Here is a 17,706-nt window from a genome sequence, read left to right on the forward strand (position 1 = left end):
CTGCCGAAAACTGCGTAACTCATTGTTTACCAAGGAGTTTTCCGTTTCGACTGCGCCGGAAGTGGGGCGAATTATAGACGTCCAGGATTTCCCGTCAACCCCTGATTTCAGCTTTACTCGGATTTGAGCGAAATACGTGCAAAAGCCTTCTTCCCAGCCTGGCAAACATGGGTCGCGCCCAGCGCATATATAAAGGTGCGATCGACAACCTCACCATCTATACGCACACCACCGGAATTCAGAAGATCACGCGCCACCGCAGAATTCTTCACCAATCCAGCCTTATTAAGGACTGCGGCAATTGGCATATCTTCCGAAGCAGTCAATTCAATCTCCGGCAGGTCGTCCGGCAGCTCGCCTTCCTTCATACGGTTACCTGCAGCACGGTGAGCACTGGCGGCAGCTTCTTCACCATGAAAACGCGCAACGATCTCTTCTGCCAACTTGATTTTGACGTCTCGAGGATTCGTTCCCGCCGCGACATCAGCACGCAAGCTGTTGATCTCATCCATTGACCGGAAGCTAAGCAGCTCGAAGTAACGCCACATGAGCGCATCCGGAATGGAAACCAGCTTGCTGTACATAACACCCGGCGCTTCCTGGATACCGACGTAGTTGCCCAATGACTTGGACATCTTCTTCACGCCATCCAGCCCCTCAAGCAATGGCATCGTCAGAATGCACTGAGGTTCCTGACCATAACCACGCTGAAGCTCACGCCCCATCAACAGGTTGAACTTCTGATCGGTACCACCCAGCTCGACGTCCGCGCGCAAAGCTACCGAGTCATAACCCTGCACAAGCGGATAAAGGAACTCGTGAATGGCGATCGGCTGGTTAGTCGTATAACGCTTATCGAAGTCGTCGCGCTCGAGCATGCGAGCAACGGTGTATTGCGAGGTCAGGCGGATGAAGTCTGCCGGCCCCATCTGATCCATCCAGGTGGAGTTGAAAGCCACCTCGGTTTTTGCCGGATCAAGAATCTTGAAAACCTGCGTCTTGTAAGTCTCGGCATTATCCAGAACCTGCTCGCGCGTGAGAGGCGGACGCGTCGCACTCTTGCCGCTTGGATCACCGATCATTCCGGTGAAATCACCTATAAGGAAGATCACCTGATGCCCCAGCTCTTGAAACTGGCGCAGCTTATTAATAAGCACGGTATGACCCAAGTGCAAATCCGGCGCGGTCGGATCGAAGCCCGCCTTAATACGTAGCGGCTGGCCACGTTTGAGCTTCTCGATCAGCTCGGACTCGACCAATAGTTCTTCCGCACCACGTTTGATCAGCGCTAGCTGCTCTTCAACCGACTTCATAACAGACCCGCAAGGCTCGAATTCAAAGGGAACCAACCATACAAGATCGCGGGTCAAATACAAAATTTGGCCGGCGTAATGACGCCATTCCACTGACAGAGCGTCCGTGGACTTGCTTCACAGATGATTTGGTTATATTTTATACAGTTATTTCATCTTCATCATGTGCATTCATCTTTTCCAATTCATCTTTTTCAAAGTCAAAATTACCTATGACCTCAGAACCGTCTAAAGCGCCTCCGCTTTACCCGAAGACCCACCTGCTCGCAGCAAGTGGCATCGCCGCCCTCTTAAGCTTGGCTCTCCTGGTATTCCCTTCCAGTGATGTTGAAGCCAAAAAGACAACCCTGAGTCTTGAACTGGAAAGCCCTGCAGAACAACTCACACAAGACCAAGACGCTGCTGACGTTGCCCAAGCCACAAATGAACCAGCAGCTTCACCATTTGCACAGATAGAAAACAGCGCCGAAGAACCTCAAGAAACCGCTCAGGTCGCGCCCGAGCCGGTGGTTGAAGAGAAAAAAGCCCCAGGCCACAGAGAAGTGATTGTTGCCAAAGGTGACACGCTTTCGACATTGTTCGAGAAAGTCGGCCTACCCGCGGCCGCGGTGCATGAAGTGCTAGCCAGCGACAAGCAGGCCAAGCAGTTCAGCCAGCTCAAACATGGCCAAAAGCTCGAGTTCGAATTGAGCCCCGACGGCCAGCTAACTAACTTGCACAGCAAGATAAGTGATCTCGAAAGCATCACGCTAACCAAAAACGCCAAGGGCTATGCGTTCAACCGTATCACCGCCAAACCAACCGTGCGCTCCGCTTATGTTCATGGCGTGATCAACAGTTCGCTGTCACAGTCCGCCGCGCGCGCCGGTCTGTCACACAGCCTGACCATGGACATGGCCAGTGTGTTTGGCTATGACGTCGACTTCGCCCAGGATATTCGCCAAGGTGACGAGTTCGACGTGATCTACGAACAAAAGGTAGTCAACGGCAAAGCGGTGGGTAGCGGTCCAATCCTTTCCGCACGCTTCACCAACCGCGGTAAAACCTACACCGCCGTTCGCTATACCAACAAACAAGGCAATAGCAGCTACTACACCGCTGACGGCAATAGCATGCGCAAAGCATTTATCCGCACGCCGGTAGATTTTGCTCGTATCAGCTCGAAATTCTCCATGGGCCGCAAACACCCGATCCTGAACAAGATCCGCGCCCACAAAGGTGTCGATTACGCAGCGCCACGCGGCACTCCAATCAAGGCCGCCGGTGACGGCAAAGTGTTGCTGGCAGGACGCCGTGGTGGTTACGGCAATACCGTAATCCTTCAGCACGGCAACACATACCGCACGCTGTACGGTCACATGCAAGGCTTCGCCAAAGGCGTGCAAACGGGCGGCACAGTGAAACAAGGCCAGATTATTGGCTATATTGGCACTACTGGTCTTTCCACTGGGCCGCACCTGCATTACGAGTTTCAGGTGAACGGGGTGCACGTCGATCCACTGGGCCAAAAACTTCCAATGGCAGATCCTATCGCTAAAGCTGAACGTGCTCGATTCTTCGCGCAGAGTCAGCCGCTGATGGCGCGCATGGATCAGGAAAAAGCCACCATGCTGGCTTCGAGCAAGCGCTAATCATGACGTTCTATATTGGGGTGATGTCCGGAACCAGCCTGGATGGCCTGGACATCGCGCTTGTTGAGTTAAGCCCGACGATCAAGCTGATCGCCACGCATTACATCCCCATGCCTGATGCCCTGCGCGCCGAGCTCCTGAGCTTGTGCGCCAGCGGCCCAGACGAGATTGCCCGTTCCGCCATGGCCCAGCAAAACTGGGTGCAACTTGCAGCGGAAGGCATTCACGCCCTGCTTGATCGGCAGGGCCTCAAACCCTCAGAAATTCGTGCGATTGGCAGTCACGGCCAGACAATCCGGCACGAGCCCGCGCGTGGTTTCACCGTGCAGATCGGCAATCCAGCCCTGTTGACAGAGTTAACCGGGATCACCGTTGTTAGCGATTTCCGCAGCCGCGATGTCGCCGCTGGCGGCCAAGGCGCACCGTTGGTTCCTGCGTTTCACGAGGCGCTATTTGAGGAGCACTCCGGGAATCGAGCCGTATTGAACGTCGGCGGCTTCAGTAACCTCAGCCTGATAGAGCCGGGCAAACCTGTTGCCGGTTTCGACTGCGGTCCTGGCAATGTCCTGATGGATGCATGGATTCACCAGCAACGCGGCGATAAATTTGATCGCGACGGTCAATGGGCGGCCAGCGGAACGGTCCAGCCTACCCTGCTCAACGCGCTCCTCGGTGATTCATTTTTTCAGGCCAAGGGCCCAAAAAGTACCGGCCGCGAAGTGTTCAATCTGCAATGGTTGCTGCAACACCTATCAAACTTGCCAACTTACGCTGCAGAAGATGTACAAGCGACGTTGCTCGAGCTGACCGCCCTAACCGTTGTGGAATCACTACAACACGCTCAATCAAACACGCAGGAACTGTTGATCTGCGGTGGCGGCGCTCACAATGCCGCACTGATGAAACGTCTGGCCGGTTTGCTGCCCGCTGCGCAAGTCAGCAGTACTGCCAGTCACGGTGTTGACCCAGACTGGGTCGAAGCCATGGCGTTCGCCTGGTTGGCGCACTGCTGCCTTGAAGGCATTGCCTCCAATCGTCCAAGCGTTACTGGCGCCCGCGGCTTACGCGTACTCGGTGCCATCTACCCTGCTTGAACCCTCACGAAAAATCCCGGACAGCAAAACGCCGCAGGGCCTGGAGGCCGTGCGGCGCTTGATAAAGCTGTACGCGCGATCAGATCGAGAACGAAGATCCGCAACCACAGGTAGTCGTAGCGTTCGGGTTTTTGATAACAAAACGCGAACCCTCCAGACCTTCCTGGTAATCCACCTCAGCGCCCGCCAAGTATTGGAAGCTCATCGGGTCGACCACCAGACTCACGCCTTCGCGCTCGACAATGGTGTCGTCATCGGCCACTTCTTCATCGAAAGTAAAGCCATACTGAAAACCTGAACAACCGCCACCCGTAACAAATACGCGCAGCTTCAAGCGATCATTCCCCTCTTCATCGACCAGGCTCTTCACCTTGTGCGCAGCACCGTGGGTGAATTGCAAAGCCGTGGGGGTGAAGGATTCGACGCTCATGCTGACTATCTCCCGGCGTTACGCCGCCATAATGCGTGATGACGGGCATTATCCGCTTCTCCTAGAAAATCGGTCAACTATTGTTACGGTATATCAATCGAACCAATGGTCTTCCAGAATGCAGAAAGGCCCGTTAAACGGGCCTTTCTGCGAAGCGCAATACCGAGTTAAGGCAGCATGCCCGCGTGGGACAGGCCAAGACGCTCATCCAGACCAAACAGGATGTTCAGGTTCTGCACCGCCTGACCCGACGCGCCTTTGACCAGGTTATCGATCACCGATAGCACCACCACCAGATCGCCGTCCTGCGGCCGATGAATCGCGATACGGCAGACATTCGCGCCACGTACGCTACGCGTTTCCGGATGACTACCCGCAGGCATGACATCGACGAACGGTTCATTTGCGTAGCGCTTTTCGAACAGCGCCTGCAGATCGACCGAGCGATCAACAACAGTTGCATACAGCGTGGAATGAATGCCGCGAATCATGGGCGTGAGATGTGGAACGAAGGTTAGCCCAACATCCTTGCCCGCAGCGCGACGCAGCCCTTGGCGAATTTCCGGCAGGTGCCGGTGACCTTTAACGGCGTAGGCCTTCATGCTCTCCGAGGTTTCGGAGTACAGAGAACCGACTGAAGCACCACGACCGGCACCGCTGACGCCGGATTTGCAGTCAGCGATCAAACGAGTAGTGTCGGCCAGCCCCGCTTCCAGCAAGGGCAGGAAGCCCAATTGCGTAGCGGTTGGATAGCACCCCGGGACGGCGATCAGACGAGCTTGCTTGATTTGCTCGCGGTTAACTTCCGGCAAGCCGTAAACCGCCTCTTCCAGTAACTGCGGTGCACCGTGAGGCTGGCCGTACCACTTGGCCCACTCATCAGCATCTTGCAGACGGAAGTCAGCCGACAAGTCGATGACCTTGGTACCCGCCGCCAACAACTCGCCGGCCAAGGCATGCGCAACACCGTGCGGGGTAGCAAAGAACACCACGTCACACGCAGCCAGCGTCTTGATGTCCGGGACACTGAACGCCAGACCGTCGTAATGGCCGCGCAGGTTCGGGTACATATCAGCCACGGCCAGACCGGCCTCGGATCGGGAAGTGATGACGACCACTTCAGCTTGCGGATGCTGAGCCAACAGACGCAGCAATTCGACACCGGTGTAACCCGTGCCACCGACGATACCGACCTTGACCATAAACCTGCCCTCAACGAACCCACTGGAAAGCCGTCGATAATAGGGCCCGTATCGTCCTGCGACAACCAGCAAGGTGACGCGCGGAGCCTCAAGCCTCTACTATCCAGCCTACCGTGAACCTGGGAATAACTAAAAAATGCTCTATCTATGGCTCAAAGCTTTTCACATCGTCAGCATGGTCTGCTGGTTTGCCGGCCTGTTCTATCTTCCTCGCCTGTTCGTTTATCACGCGCAAAGTGAGGACGCCGTCAGCAAAGAACGATTCAGCATCATGGAGCGTAAGCTTTACCGGGGCATCATGGGCCCGGCGATGATCGCGACGCTGATTTTCGGTATTGCGCTGATCGCCCTCAACCCCAGCATATTCAGCCAGGGCGCATGGATTCACGCCAAGCTGACGCTGGTCGTTATCCTGATTGGCTATCACCACATGTGCGGCGCGCAGGTGAAACGTTTTGCCCGTGGCGAGAACACCCGCAGCCATGTCTTTTATCGCTGGTTCAATGAAGTGCCGGTTCTGATATTGCTGGCTATTGTAATTCTGGTCGTCGTTCGGCCGTTCTAATTCCAATAAGCACAACCCGACGGGGTACTTCCAATGTCGCTGCCCGCTTTACTCGAACAACGTTTGCGCCTGCCTGTAGTGGTAGCGCCGATGTTCCTGATTTCCAATCCACACCTGGTGCTCGCTTGCTGTCGAAACGGCCTGGTGGGTAGTTTTCCTGCGCTTAATCAGCGCGAGAGCAGCGGATTCAAGGCGTGGCTTGAGGAAATCGAAGCGGGACTGGCGATGCTGGAAAACCCGGCCCCTTATGCGGTGAACCTGATCGTCCACAACAGCAATCCGCGCCTGCAAGCAGACCTCGATATTTGCATCGAGCACAAAGTGCCGATTGTCATCACCAGCCTCGGTGCCGTGAAAGAACTGGTGGATGCAGTTCACAGCTACGGTGGCCTGGTATTTCACGACGTCACAACCCGGCGTCATGCCGAGAAAGCAGCAGAAGCAGGTGTCGACGGCTTGATCGCAGTCGCTGCAGGCGCCGGTGGGCACGCGGGCACCTGGAGTCCGATCTCGCTGATCGCCGAAATTCGTCAGTTTTTCGACAAAACCCTGCTGCTGGCAGGTTGCCTGAATCACGGTCACGAGGTTCTTGCAGCGCAGCTGCTAGGCGCGGATTTAGCTTACTTCGGTACGCGTTTTATCGGCACGACCGAAAGCCATGCACCTGAAGCCTACAAAAACATGCTGCTGGCCTCCAAAGCGGCAGACATCATCCACACACCGGCGGTGTCTGGCGTGCCTGCAAGCTTTATGCGTCAAAGCCTGGAAGCCGCAGGCTTCGATATGGCTGCGCTGCAGAACAAGGGCGAAGTAAACTTCGGGTCCAAACTCAAACCCATCAGCGATGAAGCCAAGGCATGGAAGACTGTGTGGTCTGCAGGCCAGGGTGTTGGTGAAATCAGCGACCTGCCGAGTGTCGACGAATTGGTGTCGCGACTCGACGCCGAATACCGAAACGCTCTGGAGAAGGCAGCGCAGCTACCGAAACGCTGGCCACGCTGAACGGAAAGTTTGGCCAGTCATCCTCGTCTGGCCTTACACTCCGGGCTTCCTACACTCCAAATATTCAAACACTCAGGACAAGGATGCCTCGCAATGGGTGAAAACCGTTTCAAGATCGTATTCGATGGCGCTCTGCTGCCTGGCGTTGACGCAACAACCGCGAAATTGAATCTCGCCGAATTGTTCAAAAGCGACGTGGCCGCGGTAGAACGATTGTTCAGCGGCAAAACCGTTGCTCTCAAGCGTGATCTGTCACAGGCCGATGCGCAAACCTACCTTCAGGCGCTGGCCAAAACCGGCATTGATGCCCGAATCGAAGCCGAACCTTCGATTGAGCTGAACCTTGCGGATGTTCAAGAGCACTCGCCCAGCACCAGCCAACCTGTATTCGCAGACCCCGAAACCCCTTATGCCCCGCCCCGTGCAACCGTCGGCGAAAACCTGCCAGCGTTCGCCCCTCTGAAACCGTTCAGCGTTGCAGGGCGGATCGGGCGTTTGCGCTATCTGGCCTGGGCCATGGTCTTGACCTTGGTCATGCTCGGCGTCGGCTCGGTCGCGACACTTTTGTTCTTTGCCATCATCAGCTCAGACTCCACTGCCGGACTCATTCTCAGTGGACTGGTAGCGTTCATCCTGTGCCTGGTGTTTGCGGTGATCAGCATCCAGATAAGCGTTCAACGCCTGCACGACATTGGCTGGTCCGGCTGGCTATGGTTACTGAACCTTGTGCCATTTGTGGGCAGCATCTTCCCGTTTGTGGTGATGATTGCGCCTGGCAACACTGGCCCCAACCGGTATGGCCCACCGCCCCCACCCAACAGTCCTGCGGTCAAAGTATTGTCTTCGTTGTGGGTTGTATTCATTGCCATTGGATTTGTAGGTGCGTTGGCGGGTGGCTTCAGCGCGATACAGCAGGAATACGAAAGCACCACTGAAAGCAGCTATGAAAGTGGCTCGGTGACCACTGACGAGGTGGAAGTCGAACCTGCAGCCGAGGCCGAGCAAATACCAAATTCCGCAGACGATGAAGCCGAAGAAGCCCAGCCCCCTGTAGACTCTGCGAAAGAATGAACAGCGCTTCCCGCCCGTGACACCTGCGTCGTCGGCGCGGAGCTGTTGCGATGGAGAACTGCATGACCCGTTACGCTCTGATCACTGGCGCATCCAGCGGCATCGGCCTGGCGATGGCCGAAGCGCTGGCCCGCCGTGGCCGCAGTCTGATTCTGGTGGCCCGACAGCGTGATCAGCTGGAAAGTATTGCGATTGAACTGACTCAACGTTTTGGCGTGGAAGTATTGTTCCGCGCCTGCGATCTTGGCGAGCCTCTGCGCCTTTCCGGTTTCTTGCTGGAACTTGAGGAGGGCGACCGCCACATCGATCTGTTGGTGAACTGTGCCGGTATCGGCACGTGCGGCCCGTTTTTAGCCCAGGACTGGATGACGGAACAGGACCTTATCGAAGTCAATATCCTGGCCCTCACCCGTCTGTGCCACGCCATCGGTAACAGCATGGCGCTGCAAGGTGGCGGACAAATTTTAAACGTCGCGTCAGTGGCCGCTTTTAATCCTGGCCCCTGGATGAGTACTTACTACGCCAGTAAAGCGTATGTATTGCACTTTTCCGAAGGCCTGCGCGTAGAGCTCAAGAAGTGCGCGGTAAAGGTTTCGGTACTCTGCCCGGGGCCGACACGTACCGCATTTTTCCGCACAGCAAAACTGGACACCGACAAACTCACCAACAGCAAGCTGTTGATGAGTCCTGAAGAAGTCGCGCTGTATACCGTGCGTGCACTGGAGAAAAACCGCGCCATCATTATTCCTGGTCGCCGTAATCGTTGGTTCGCGTTCCTGCCGCGGCTTGGCTCTCGCTGGCTGAACCGCACAATCGCAGGCTGGGTTAACAAGGCCTATTGCCCGCGCTGAGTTGTCCTGCGGTAAAAGTCTGTGCTCGGGTATTCCACCTGAGTACACTCTGGCCAGTCAAACAACGGAGAAACAGCTGTGGATACTCTGTTCACTAAGATCATCAACCGGGAAATCCCGGCGAAGATCATTTACGAGGACGACCAGGTACTGGCCTTCCACGATATCGCCCCACAGGCGCCCGTGCATTTTCTGGTCATTCCAAAGAAACCGGTTCGCACGCTTAACGACCTCACTGAGGAAGATAAGGCTTTGGCCGGGCACATCCTGTTCACCGCCCAGCGCCTCGCGCTGGAGCTGGGTTGCGAAAAAGGCTTCCGCGTTGTCATGAACTGCAATGAAGAAGGTGGGCAGACTGTCGACCACATTCATATGCACGTGCTCGGCCAGCGCCAGATGCACTGGCCGCCGGGCTGATTCAGCACGTACCCCCCGTAGGAGCGAGCTCGCTCCTACGGCATTGACTCCACAGAGAGAATGACCCAGCGCAAACCTTCCTTGGCCGATTGGGTTAAACTGGCCATCGATTCCCCCGGAGGTCAGCATGACTACCCAACGTCACTACTCGCCGATTGACCGTCTTCTGCTGCAGGCCGATGCCGCGATGCGTACCTTGCTGCCTTTCAGCGGCCAGCCGTACCGTCCGTCACCTGCCATTGTGCAACCGGATGTACAAATGAGCGACGAAGACACCCGGCACGTCGCCGGTCTGATGCGCATCAACCATACCGGCGAAGTCTGTGCCCAGGCGTTGTATCAAGGCCAGGCCCTGACTGCAAAGCTGCCACAGGTGCGCGCAGCCATGGAACATGCCGCCGAAGAAGAAATCGATCATCTTGTGTGGTGCGAACAGCGGATTCATCAGTTGGGCAGCCACACCAGCATTCTCAATCCGCTGTTTTACGGCATGTCATTCGGGATTGGCGCGGTAGCTGGGCTGATCAGCGATAAGGTTAGCCTGGGCTTCGTCGCCGCAACCGAGCATCAAGTGTGCAAGCACCTGAACGAGCATCTTGAACAACTGCCGGCCGAGGACGAAAAATCCCGAGCAATCCTTCAGCAAATGCGCATAGACGAAGAACAGCATGCCGAAAGCGCGCTGGATGCGGGTGGTATCCGCTTCCCGGCCCCAGTGAAGTTCGGCATGAGCCTGCTGGCCAAAGTCATGACCAAAAGTACTTACCGGGTCTGACTGTAAAACTGCAGGCACAAAAAAGGGCGCTTTATCAGCGCCCTTTTTTTGTATTCGAAAATCTCAGGTCGGCATGTTGCGCGCGTAGAAAATTTCGAGCATTTCGTGTTTCACCCGGTCGGTCACCTGAGCACGCTGCTCAGTGGACAGGCTGCTGGTAGCGTCGCCGAACAGGTAATTATCCAGCTCGAAGTTCTTCAACAGCATTTTGGTATGGAACAAGTTTTCCTGATACACGTTCACGTCGGTCATTTGGTACGCGTCGCGGGTGTCTTCGGACAGATAGTTCTGAATCGAATTGATCTCATGGTCGATGAAGTGCTTCTTACCTTCTACGTCACGAGTAAAACCACGCACGCGATAATCAACGGTCACGATGTCCGAATCGAACTGGTGAATCAGAAAGTTGAGTGCTTTGAGCGGTGAAATGACGCCACAAGTCGACACGTCAATGTCCACACGGAAAGTCGCAATACCGTCCACCGGATGGATTTCCGGATAGGTGTGCACCGTGATGTGGCTCTTGTCGAGGTGGGCCAGGATAATTTCAGGCAGCGGGCCCGGCGATTCTTCGATCTGGCTTTCAGTCGGGGTTACCGGCTCTTCCGAGATCAGAATCGTGACGCTGGCGCCCTGTGGGTCATAGTCCTGACTGGCGATGTTCAGGATATTGGCACCAATGATATCGACAACTTCTGTGAGGATCTGCGTCAGGCGCTTCGCGTTGTACTCTTCATTGATGTACTCGACGTAAGCCTGCTGGTCTTGCGGAGTTTCCGCATAGCAGATGTCATAGATGTTGAAGCTCAAGGTCTTTGTCAGGTTATTGAACCCGTGGAGCTTGAGTTTGCTTTTCACCGTTAAAAACTCTCTATGTATTGCGGCCCGGCCGCGTGATCAAGCATGCCCGTCAGATGCGAACGACGCATTTGCGTAGGACGGTTAACACCTCTTCGCGATGGCGATTTTGGTTGTCTGTTCGGGTGCGTGGCCGGTCGGCTGACAGACCATTACCCTGAAAAAAGTGGCGCATTATGCAGACGTCAGCTTGGGATCGCCAGAGTCTGCACTGCTTTTATGATAGTTGAATGTCGATTCAACCGAGTTCGATGATTTCGTAGTCGTGAGTAATCGCCACACCCGCGGCGCCGAGCATGATCGACGCAGAGCAATATTTCTCTGCCGACAGCTCGATGGCACGTTTAACCTGAGCTTCTTTGAGCCCACGGCCCTTGACCACGAAATGCATGTGGATCTTGGTGAAGACTTTTGGGTCTTCAGTCGCGCGCTCGGCTTCGAGGAAAGCTTCACAACTTTCGACAGCCTGGCGTGATTTCTTGAGAATGCTCACCACGTCGAAATTGCTGCAACCGCCAACGCCCAGCAGGAGCATTTCCATCGGGCGGACACCCAGGTTACGACCGCCGGCCTCAGGCGGACCGTCCATGACCACAACATGACCGCTGCCAGATTCACCGAGGAACATGGCTTCGCCAGCCCATTGGATGCGTGCCTTCATCGCCAAGACTCCACTGTATAAAAAAGGGTCGCCAGCTTAGCACAGGGTCCTCGATTGACAGCGCTCACCTTCCTGAGACATAACCTACTGCTTTGTAGACAAATTCTCGATTCTTGTCGGGATGTGTCTGTTAAGCTGACGCCAATTGACTGGCGTAACGCCAGCTAGTAGCGACCATTTTCAGCCGTCCATAAAAATTCAAACATACCGTGCAGTCTTTTCGGGATACAACCATGGTTGCTATTGCCCCACCCCCCAAAATAAAGAATCTCGACAAGCTACTGATGCATTGCCAGCGTCGTCGCTACGCGGCCAAGAGCAATATCATTTGCGCTGGCGACCGTTCGGAAACCTTGTTCTTCATTATCAAAGGCTCGGTCACCATCCTGATTGAGGACGACGATGGCCGCGAAATGATCATCGCGTACTTGAACTCTGGGGATTTTTTCGGCGAGTTGGGCTTGTTCGAGCAGGCCGGTCTGGAGCAGGAACGTAGCGCCTGGGTACGGGCCAAGATCGAATGCGAGGTCGCAGAGATCAGCTATGCAAAATTCCGCGAACTGTCCCAGCTGGACCCGGACATTCTTTACGTGCTGAGCGGACAAATCGCACAGCGCCTGCGCAACACCACGCGTAAGGTCGGTGATCTGGCGTTCTTTGACGTGACCGGTCGTGTTGCGCGGTGTTTGCTGGATTTGTGCAAGCAACCCGACGCCATGACCCACCCCGATGGCATGCAGATCAAAGTGACACGTCAGGAAATCGGGCGGATTGTCGGCTGTTCGCGGGAAATGGTCGGCCGAGTGCTCAAGGATCTGGAAGAGCGCAGCCTGGTGAACGTCAAAGGTAAGACCATGGTGGTCTTCGGCACTCGCTAAACCTTGAACATCGACGCCAGCCTCTGGCGATAAAGCGCGTCGAGCTTCTCCAGCGCATCAGGCACAGAAAATTTCTCGTGCAAGGCAATGTGGCTCTCGGCACGAACTCGCTGCTCCAGGCCACATGCCTCGTTGAAGCGATTCACCGCCGCCACCATCGACTCCCGCTCGTTTTCCAGCAACAACGCGCCGTGCACCAACCCAACCGGGCGTTGGCCGCCATTGCTCTGCCGCCAGCGCTGCGCGGTACCGACCATCTTGCGCCCGTCGAGGTTGACGTTGAACCGGCCGTCACAGAATGCGCCCTCCACCTCTCCCAGCGAAGCAACCCCACCCAACTCATCAAGCAACTGACAAATCGGATCGCAGAGTCGGCGATAGGCGGTTTCGATTCGGTTCTGATCGCCCTCACTGCGCGGCGGCGCATAGACCAATGCAATATTGATTGTTGCGGCCGATTGCGGGACAGGTTCACCGCCGGTTTCGCGTAGCAAGACTGGCCATCCTGCTGCCGCAGACACGTCGCAGGCTTCAGCGAATTGAGGCAATCGGCTGAGGCGTCGTGGCATGACCAGCGCGCGGTCACTTGGCTGCCAGAACAGCAAGCCGAACTCCGAAGCCCCGGTGCAGACGTGAGCCAGCAGCTCTTGTTCGGCGAGCAAACCGGCTTCGGTGGTCAGGGAGGTAATCAGGGCCATAAGGTATTCCGTGGGACCTTAAGTCTGTGGTGAATCTTGAGCGGCCATCGCAAACAGGCTCGCACCTACATCAGTACACCTTCGTAGGTGGGAGCGAGCCTGCTTGCGATGCTTTTTCAGTCGAGTGTGGAACCGGTGATGACGGTGCCGCGCTCAGGGAAGAACAAACGCTGCAACTCGGCGCCGGGGTTTTCGGCGCGCATAAAGGTTTCACCCACCAGGAACGAGTACACGTCGCTGATCTCCATCAGCTCCACATCGGCGCGGTTGACGATACCGCTCTCGGTAATCACCAGACGATCACGCGGGATGCGCGGCAACAGGTCGAGGGTTATTTCCAGGCTCACTTCGAAGGTGTGCAGGTTGCGGTTGTTTACACCGATCAGCGGAGTGTCGAGGGTTTTCAACGCCCGCTCCAACTCGTCGCCGTTATGGACTTCCACCAGAACATCGAGGCCGACGCTTTTGGCCACCGCAGCCAACTCCGCCATCTTCACGTCATCCAGCGCAGACACAATCAGGAGTACGCAGTCAGCGCCAAGGGCACGGGCTTCGACGATCTGATACGGATCAATCATGAAGTCCTTGCGGATAACCGGCAGCTTGCACGCCGCGCGAGCTTGCTGCAGATAGGCATCGGCGCCCTGGAAAAAATCGATGTCAGTTAGCACCGACAGACAGGTTGCGCCACCCTTCTCGTAACTCTTTGCGATGTCGGCAGGGTCGAAATGCTCTCGAATCACGCCTTTGCTCGGTGACGCTTTCTTGACCTCGGCAATTACCGCTGGCTGCTTGAGCTTGGCCTGTGCGATCAAAGCGTCGGCAAAACCACGGGGTGCATCGGCCGCTTTGGCCAGACTTTCCAGCTCGGCAAGACTCACACGAGCACTGCGCTCGGCGACTTCTTCGACTTTGCGAGCCAGAATGTTTTCCAGAACCGTCGGTACACTCATCCCTCATTCTCCACTCTGAATACCGCGGTAAATGCACCCAACTCCTCGAGTTTCTCCCGAGCGAGGCCTGTGTGCAGCGCATCGTGCGCCAAGGCAACGCCTTCTTTCAAACTTGTAGCATGGTCGGCGGCGTATAACGCTGCACCGGCATTAAGCACAATCATTTCGGCAGCTTTCTGACCGTTCTCGGTCTTGCGCTTGCCAAGTGCGTCACGAATCAACTCCAGTGAGGCGGCCGGGCTGTCGACTGCCAAACCGTGCAGGCTCTGGCTTTTCATGCCCAGGTCTTCTGGCTCGACCCAATACTCGGTGACCTGACCGTTTTTCAGTTCCGCGACAAAGGTCGGCGCCGCCAGACTGAACTCGTCCAGGCCATCCTTCGAATGCACCACCAACACATGCTTGCTACCCAGACGCTGCAAGACTTCTGCCAACGGCCGGCACAAGGCCTGGCTGAACACACCCACCACCTGATGCTTCACGCCGGCCGGATTCGTAAGCGGGCCGAGCATGTTGAACAAGGTACGCAGACCCAAATCGCGGCGCGGGCCTGCGGCGTGCTTCATTGCACTGTGATGGGTTTGCGCAAACATGAAACCGATGCCCACGTTATCAATGCAACGCGCCACCTGCACTGAAGTCAGGTTGAGGTAAATACCAGCGGCTTCCAGCAAGTCGGCGCTGCCACTTTTACCCGATACCGCACGGTTACCGTGCTTGGCAACGGTGCAACCGGCGGCCGCCACTACAAACGAAGAGGCAGTCGAAACGTTGAAGATGTTGGCACCGTCACCGCCGGTGCCGACCACATCAACCACGCCGTCGAGGGTCTTGAGCTCAACCTTGTCCGCCAACTCGCGCATGACCGACACGGCACCGACGATTTCATCGATGCTTTCGCTTTTCATGCGCATGGCCATCATGAACGCGCCAACCTGCGCTTCCGTGCATTGGCCGGTCATGATTTCGCGCATCACATCACGCATCTCATCGGTACTGAGGTCGAGGTGGTCGACGATACGGCTCAGGGCTGTCTTGATATTCATGAAAGGTCCTTAGCGCGTGCCGCCAGTTTGTTTGAGGAAGTTAGCGAACAGTTCGTGGCCTTGTTCAGTCAGGATCGACTCGGGGTGAAACTGCACACCTTCGATATTCAATGTCTTGTGGCGCAGGCCCATGATCTCATCGACCGAGCCGTCGTCGAGCTGTGTCCAGGCAGTCAGCTCAAGGCAATCGGGCAAGGTGTCACGCTTGACGATCAGCGAGTGATAGCGCGTGACTGTCAGCGGATTATTCAGGCCTTCGAATACCCCTTTGTCCTGGTGAAAAACCGGGCTGGTTTTGCCGTGCATCACCTGACGGGCACGCACGACATCGCCGCCAAAGGCCTGACCAATAGACTGATGCCCCAGGCAAACGCCCAGAATCGGCAGCTTGCCGGCGAAATACTTGATGGCTTCAATCGAAATGCCGGCCTCGGTCGGGGTGCAAGGACCGGGCGAAACCACGATCCGCTCAGGTTTCAGGGCTTCGATTTCAGCAATAGTGAGCTCATCGTTGCGCACAACTTTAACCTGGGAGCCCAGCTCACCGAGGTATTGCACAACGTTGTAGGTAAAAGAGTCGTAATTATCGATCATCAGCAACATGGCTTAAGAACCTCTTGAATTCACTGACTTTAAATACTGCCTTCGAATGAGTTACCCGCAGCGTCCTGTGCTTTGTCAGTCAAAGCCGCATGGCATACGGGTAACGTTCTGCGGTCAGCTTTCCGGGGTTTGTTCAGCCAGGGCTACTGCGCGGAACATTGCGCGGCGCTTGTTAAGGGTCTCTTCCCATTCCAGCGCCGGGACCGAGTCGGCGACAATACCGCCACCGGCCTGCACGTGCAGTTCGCCGTTCTTGATCACTGCAGTGCGGATCGCAATAGCAGTATCCATGTTGCCGTTCCAGGCAAAGTAACCCACTGCGCCGCCATAGACGCCACGCTTGACCGGCTCCAGTTCGTCGATGATTTCCATCGCCCGAATCTTCGGTGCGCCCGACAACGTGCCCGCCGGCAGAATTGCGCGCAGTGCGTCCATGGCTGTCAGCCCGGCTTTAAGTTGCCCGGTGACGTTGGACACAATGTGCATCACGTTGGAGTAACGCTCGATGACCATTTTCTCGGTGAGCTTCACCGAACCAATCTCCGATACCCGACCCGTGTCGTTACGACCCAGGTCGATCAACATCAGGTGCTCGGCGATCTCCTTGTCGTCCGAAAGCAGGTCTTTTTCCAGCGCCAGGTCTGCCTCTTCGCTGGCCCCGCGTGGTCGAGTGCCGGCGATCGGGCGCACGGTGATCAGATTGTCTTCAACCCGCACCAGCACTTCCGGCGAACTGCCGACAACGTGGAAGTCACCGAAGTTGAAGAAGTACATATAAGGCGTCGGGTTAAAACAACGCAACGCGCGGTACAGATCGATCGGCGCAGCCTTGAAGTCGATCGACATGCGCTGCGAGGGCACGACCTGCATGCAATCGCCCGCCAGGATGTATTCCTTGATGGTGTCGACGGCTTTTTCGTAGTCGTCCTGAGTGAAACTCGAACGGAATACCGGGTCAGCCGACTGTTGCTTGCTGAAATCCAGGCCGCGACGCGGTGTGATTGGCTGGCGGAGTTTTTCCAGCAGCGCTTCCAGGCGCGCCCTGCCCTGTTCGAACGCATCGTCCTGAGCCGGATCGGCCAGCACGATTGCGTGCATCTTGCCGGCGAGGTTATCGAACACCACCACCGCATCGGAAACCATCAGCAGAATGTCCGGAACGCCCAGAGGATCAGGGTTAGGGCACTTGCCCAGACGCTTCTCTACATAACGCACGCAGTCATAACCGAAGTAACCCACCAGGCCGCCATTGAAACGTGGCAGGCCAGCGATGGTCGGGACGTTGTAGCGGGCCTTGAATTCTTCAACGAACGCCAGCGGGTCTTCTGCCTCGTGGCTTTCAACCTCGACGCCATCTACGGTCACGCTAATGTGATGATCGTGAACCCGCAGGACGGTGCGGCATGGCAGGCCGATGATCGAATAACGGCCCCATTTCTCACCGCCCTGTACCGATTCCAACAAGTAGGTGTTGGGCTCATCGGCCAGTTTCAGATAGATCGACAGCGGCGTGTCGAAGTCGGCCAGGGTTTCGCAGGCAAGCGGGATGCGGTTATAGCCGGCAGCGGCCAAACGCAGGAATTCTTCGCGGATCATGTGGTGCCTCGTGGCTTGAGGGTCTAACAGTCAGGTATGCAAACGCGCCGGATAACCGGCCA

General features: G+C 56.2%; 19 protein-coding genes. 9 read left to right on the forward strand and 10 right to left on the reverse strand.

All coding sequences use genetic code 11. From position 1 onward, the window contains the following. Window positions 1-113: 113 nt before the first annotated feature. The gene (tyrS, locus tag ACQR3R_RS29455) at window positions 114-1,406 is read right to left on the reverse strand and encodes a tyrosine--tRNA ligase (RefSeq protein ID WP_428278052.1); all 1,293 of its coding nucleotides are present in this window, start codon (window positions 1,404-1,406) and stop codon (window positions 114-116) included. Between the two features lie 35 nt (window positions 1,407-1,441). Here tyrS and ACQR3R_RS29460 point away from each other — a divergent pair, with 35 nt between their 5' ends. After that, window positions 1,442-2,944 (forward strand): peptidoglycan DD-metalloendopeptidase family protein, encoded by a 1,503-nt coding sequence (locus ACQR3R_RS29460; RefSeq protein WP_428278054.1) that lies wholly within the window; start codon window positions 1,442-1,444, stop codon window positions 2,942-2,944. A gap of 2 nt (window positions 2,945-2,946) precedes the next feature. Next, window positions 2,947-4,038 (forward strand): anhydro-N-acetylmuramic acid kinase, encoded by a 1,092-nt coding sequence (locus tag ACQR3R_RS29465; protein ID WP_428278056.1) that lies wholly within the window; start codon window positions 2,947-2,949, stop codon window positions 4,036-4,038. Between the two features lie 79 nt (window positions 4,039-4,117). Here the strand turns inward: ACQR3R_RS29465 and erpA are convergent, their stop codons facing one another. After that, window positions 4,118-4,468, reverse strand: coding sequence for an iron-sulfur cluster insertion protein ErpA (gene erpA / locus ACQR3R_RS29470; protein WP_007906865.1), 351 nt, complete (start codon window positions 4,466-4,468; stop codon window positions 4,118-4,120). 167 nt (window positions 4,469-4,635) lie between these two features. Beyond that, complete coding sequence (gene argC / locus ACQR3R_RS29475; RefSeq protein WP_428278059.1) at window positions 4,636-5,670, reverse strand: N-acetyl-gamma-glutamyl-phosphate reductase; 1,035 nt, start codon at window positions 5,668-5,670, stop codon at window positions 4,636-4,638. A gap of 136 nt (window positions 5,671-5,806) precedes the next feature. On the opposite strand from argC, the gene hemJ reads away from it, so the two are divergent. The 6 genes from hemJ (at window position 5,807) to coq7 (ending at window position 10,351) form a co-directional block, all read left to right on the forward strand. Continuing rightward, the gene (gene hemJ / locus ACQR3R_RS29480; protein ID WP_428278061.1) at window positions 5,807-6,235 is read left to right on the forward strand and encodes a protoporphyrinogen oxidase HemJ; all 429 of its coding nucleotides are present in this window, start codon (window positions 5,807-5,809) and stop codon (window positions 6,233-6,235) included. 33 nt (window positions 6,236-6,268) lie between these two features. Continuing rightward, on the forward strand, window positions 6,269-7,237 hold the full coding sequence (locus ACQR3R_RS29485) for a nitronate monooxygenase (RefSeq protein WP_428278063.1): 969 nt from the start codon (window positions 6,269-6,271) through the stop codon (window positions 7,235-7,237). A 93-nt stretch (window positions 7,238-7,330) separates the two neighbouring features. Next, the gene (locus ACQR3R_RS29490) at window positions 7,331-8,308 is read left to right on the forward strand and encodes a DUF805 domain-containing protein (protein ID WP_428278064.1); all 978 of its coding nucleotides are present in this window, start codon (window positions 7,331-7,333) and stop codon (window positions 8,306-8,308) included. Between the two features lie 62 nt (window positions 8,309-8,370). Then, a complete protein-coding gene (locus ACQR3R_RS29495; RefSeq protein ID WP_428278066.1) occupies window positions 8,371-9,159 on the forward strand; it encodes an SDR family NAD(P)-dependent oxidoreductase in 789 nt (262 codons plus the stop codon). A gap of 78 nt (window positions 9,160-9,237) precedes the next feature. Continuing rightward, a complete protein-coding gene (locus ACQR3R_RS29500) occupies window positions 9,238-9,576 on the forward strand; it encodes an HIT domain-containing protein (protein WP_428278068.1) in 339 nt (112 codons plus the stop codon). Between the two features lie 127 nt (window positions 9,577-9,703). Beyond that, window positions 9,704-10,351 (forward strand): 2-polyprenyl-3-methyl-6-methoxy-1,4-benzoquinone monooxygenase, encoded by a 648-nt coding sequence (gene coq7 / locus ACQR3R_RS29505; protein WP_428278070.1) that lies wholly within the window; start codon window positions 9,704-9,706, stop codon window positions 10,349-10,351. A 63-nt stretch (window positions 10,352-10,414) separates the two neighbouring features. Here the strand turns inward: coq7 and speD are convergent, their stop codons facing one another. Continuing rightward, window positions 10,415-11,209, reverse strand: a complete 795-nt coding sequence (gene speD / locus ACQR3R_RS29510; RefSeq protein ID WP_428278072.1) for an adenosylmethionine decarboxylase — start codon at window positions 11,207-11,209, stop codon at window positions 10,415-10,417. Between the two features lie 238 nt (window positions 11,210-11,447). Continuing rightward, window positions 11,448-11,870, reverse strand: coding sequence for an OsmC family protein (locus ACQR3R_RS29515; protein ID WP_003176451.1), 423 nt, complete (start codon window positions 11,868-11,870; stop codon window positions 11,448-11,450). A gap of 233 nt (window positions 11,871-12,103) precedes the next feature. Between ACQR3R_RS29515 and crp the strand changes: the two genes are divergently transcribed. Next, window positions 12,104-12,748 (forward strand): cAMP-activated global transcriptional regulator CRP, encoded by a 645-nt coding sequence (gene crp / locus ACQR3R_RS29520; RefSeq protein WP_428278074.1) that lies wholly within the window; start codon window positions 12,104-12,106, stop codon window positions 12,746-12,748. Here crp and ACQR3R_RS29525 read toward each other — a convergent pair. The 5 genes from ACQR3R_RS29525 to trpE all read right to left on the reverse strand — a co-directional run bounded on the left by ACQR3R_RS29525 (window position 12,745) and on the right by trpE (window position 17,644). Beyond that, complete coding sequence (locus ACQR3R_RS29525) at window positions 12,745-13,446, reverse strand: lipoyl protein ligase domain-containing protein (protein WP_428278076.1); 702 nt, start codon at window positions 13,444-13,446, stop codon at window positions 12,745-12,747. The genes crp and ACQR3R_RS29525 overlap by 4 nt on opposite strands. A gap of 116 nt (window positions 13,447-13,562) precedes the next feature. Continuing rightward, the gene (gene trpC, locus ACQR3R_RS29530; RefSeq protein WP_428278078.1) at window positions 13,563-14,399 is read right to left on the reverse strand and encodes an indole-3-glycerol phosphate synthase TrpC; all 837 of its coding nucleotides are present in this window, start codon (window positions 14,397-14,399) and stop codon (window positions 13,563-13,565) included. Then, window positions 14,396-15,445 carry an anthranilate phosphoribosyltransferase gene (gene trpD / locus ACQR3R_RS29535; RefSeq protein ID WP_428278079.1) on the reverse strand — a complete coding sequence of 350 codons (1,050 nt, stop codon included), beginning with the start codon at window positions 15,443-15,445 and terminating at the stop codon, window positions 14,396-14,398. The genes trpC and trpD overlap by 4 nt, the downstream gene beginning before the upstream one ends. A 9-nt stretch (window positions 15,446-15,454) precedes the next feature. After that, entirely contained in the window at window positions 15,455-16,048 is a 594-nt protein-coding gene (locus tag ACQR3R_RS29540) for an aminodeoxychorismate/anthranilate synthase component II (protein ID WP_428278081.1), read from the reverse strand. 114 nt (window positions 16,049-16,162) lie between these two features. Beyond that, complete coding sequence (trpE, locus tag ACQR3R_RS29545; RefSeq protein ID WP_428278083.1) at window positions 16,163-17,644, reverse strand: anthranilate synthase component I; 1,482 nt, start codon at window positions 17,642-17,644, stop codon at window positions 16,163-16,165. Between the last annotated feature and the right edge of the window lie 62 nt (window positions 17,645-17,706).

It is taken from the genome of Gordonia sp. IEGM753, assembly GCF_050321825.1.
In the GTDB taxonomy this organism is placed as follows: Bacteria; Pseudomonadota; Gammaproteobacteria; order Pseudomonadales; family Pseudomonadaceae; genus Aquipseudomonas.

Coding starts and splice junctions, on each gene's coding strand:
- ACQR3R_RS29515 (WP_003176451.1), bottom strand. CDS start 11,870: ATGAAGGCACGCATCCAATGGGCTGGCGAAGCCATGTTCCTCGGTGAA.
- ACQR3R_RS29465 (WP_428278056.1), top strand. CDS start 2,947: ATGACGTTCTATATTGGGGTGATGTCCGGAACCAGCCTGGATGGCCTG.
- ACQR3R_RS29495 (WP_428278066.1), top strand. CDS start 8,371: ATGACCCGTTACGCTCTGATCACTGGCGCATCCAGCGGCATCGGCCTG.
- crp (WP_428278074.1), top strand. CDS start 12,104: ATGGTTGCTATTGCCCCACCCCCCAAAATAAAGAATCTCGACAAGCTA.
- ACQR3R_RS29485 (WP_428278063.1), top strand. CDS start 6,269: ATGTCGCTGCCCGCTTTACTCGAACAACGTTTGCGCCTGCCTGTAGTG.
- erpA (WP_007906865.1), bottom strand. CDS start 4,468: ATGAGCGTCGAATCCTTCACCCCCACGGCTTTGCAATTCACCCACGGT.
- trpC (WP_428278078.1), bottom strand. CDS start 14,399: ATGAGTGTACCGACGGTTCTGGAAAACATTCTGGCTCGCAAAGTCGAA.
- ACQR3R_RS29490 (WP_428278064.1), top strand. CDS start 7,331: ATGGGTGAAAACCGTTTCAAGATCGTATTCGATGGCGCTCTGCTGCCT.
- ACQR3R_RS29540 (WP_428278081.1), bottom strand. CDS start 16,048: ATGTTGCTGATGATCGATAATTACGACTCTTTTACCTACAACGTTGTG.
- trpE (WP_428278083.1), bottom strand. CDS start 17,644: ATGATCCGCGAAGAATTCCTGCGTTTGGCCGCTGCCGGCTATAACCGC.
- argC (WP_428278059.1), bottom strand. CDS start 5,670: ATGGTCAAGGTCGGTATCGTCGGTGGCACGGGTTACACCGGTGTCGAA.
- ACQR3R_RS29525 (WP_428278076.1), bottom strand. CDS start 13,446: ATGGCCCTGATTACCTCCCTGACCACCGAAGCCGGTTTGCTCGCCGAA.
- hemJ (WP_428278061.1), top strand. CDS start 5,807: ATGCTCTATCTATGGCTCAAAGCTTTTCACATCGTCAGCATGGTCTGC.
- trpD (WP_428278079.1), bottom strand. CDS start 15,445: ATGAATATCAAGACAGCCCTGAGCCGTATCGTCGACCACCTCGACCTC.
- coq7 (WP_428278070.1), top strand. CDS start 9,704: ATGACTACCCAACGTCACTACTCGCCGATTGACCGTCTTCTGCTGCAG.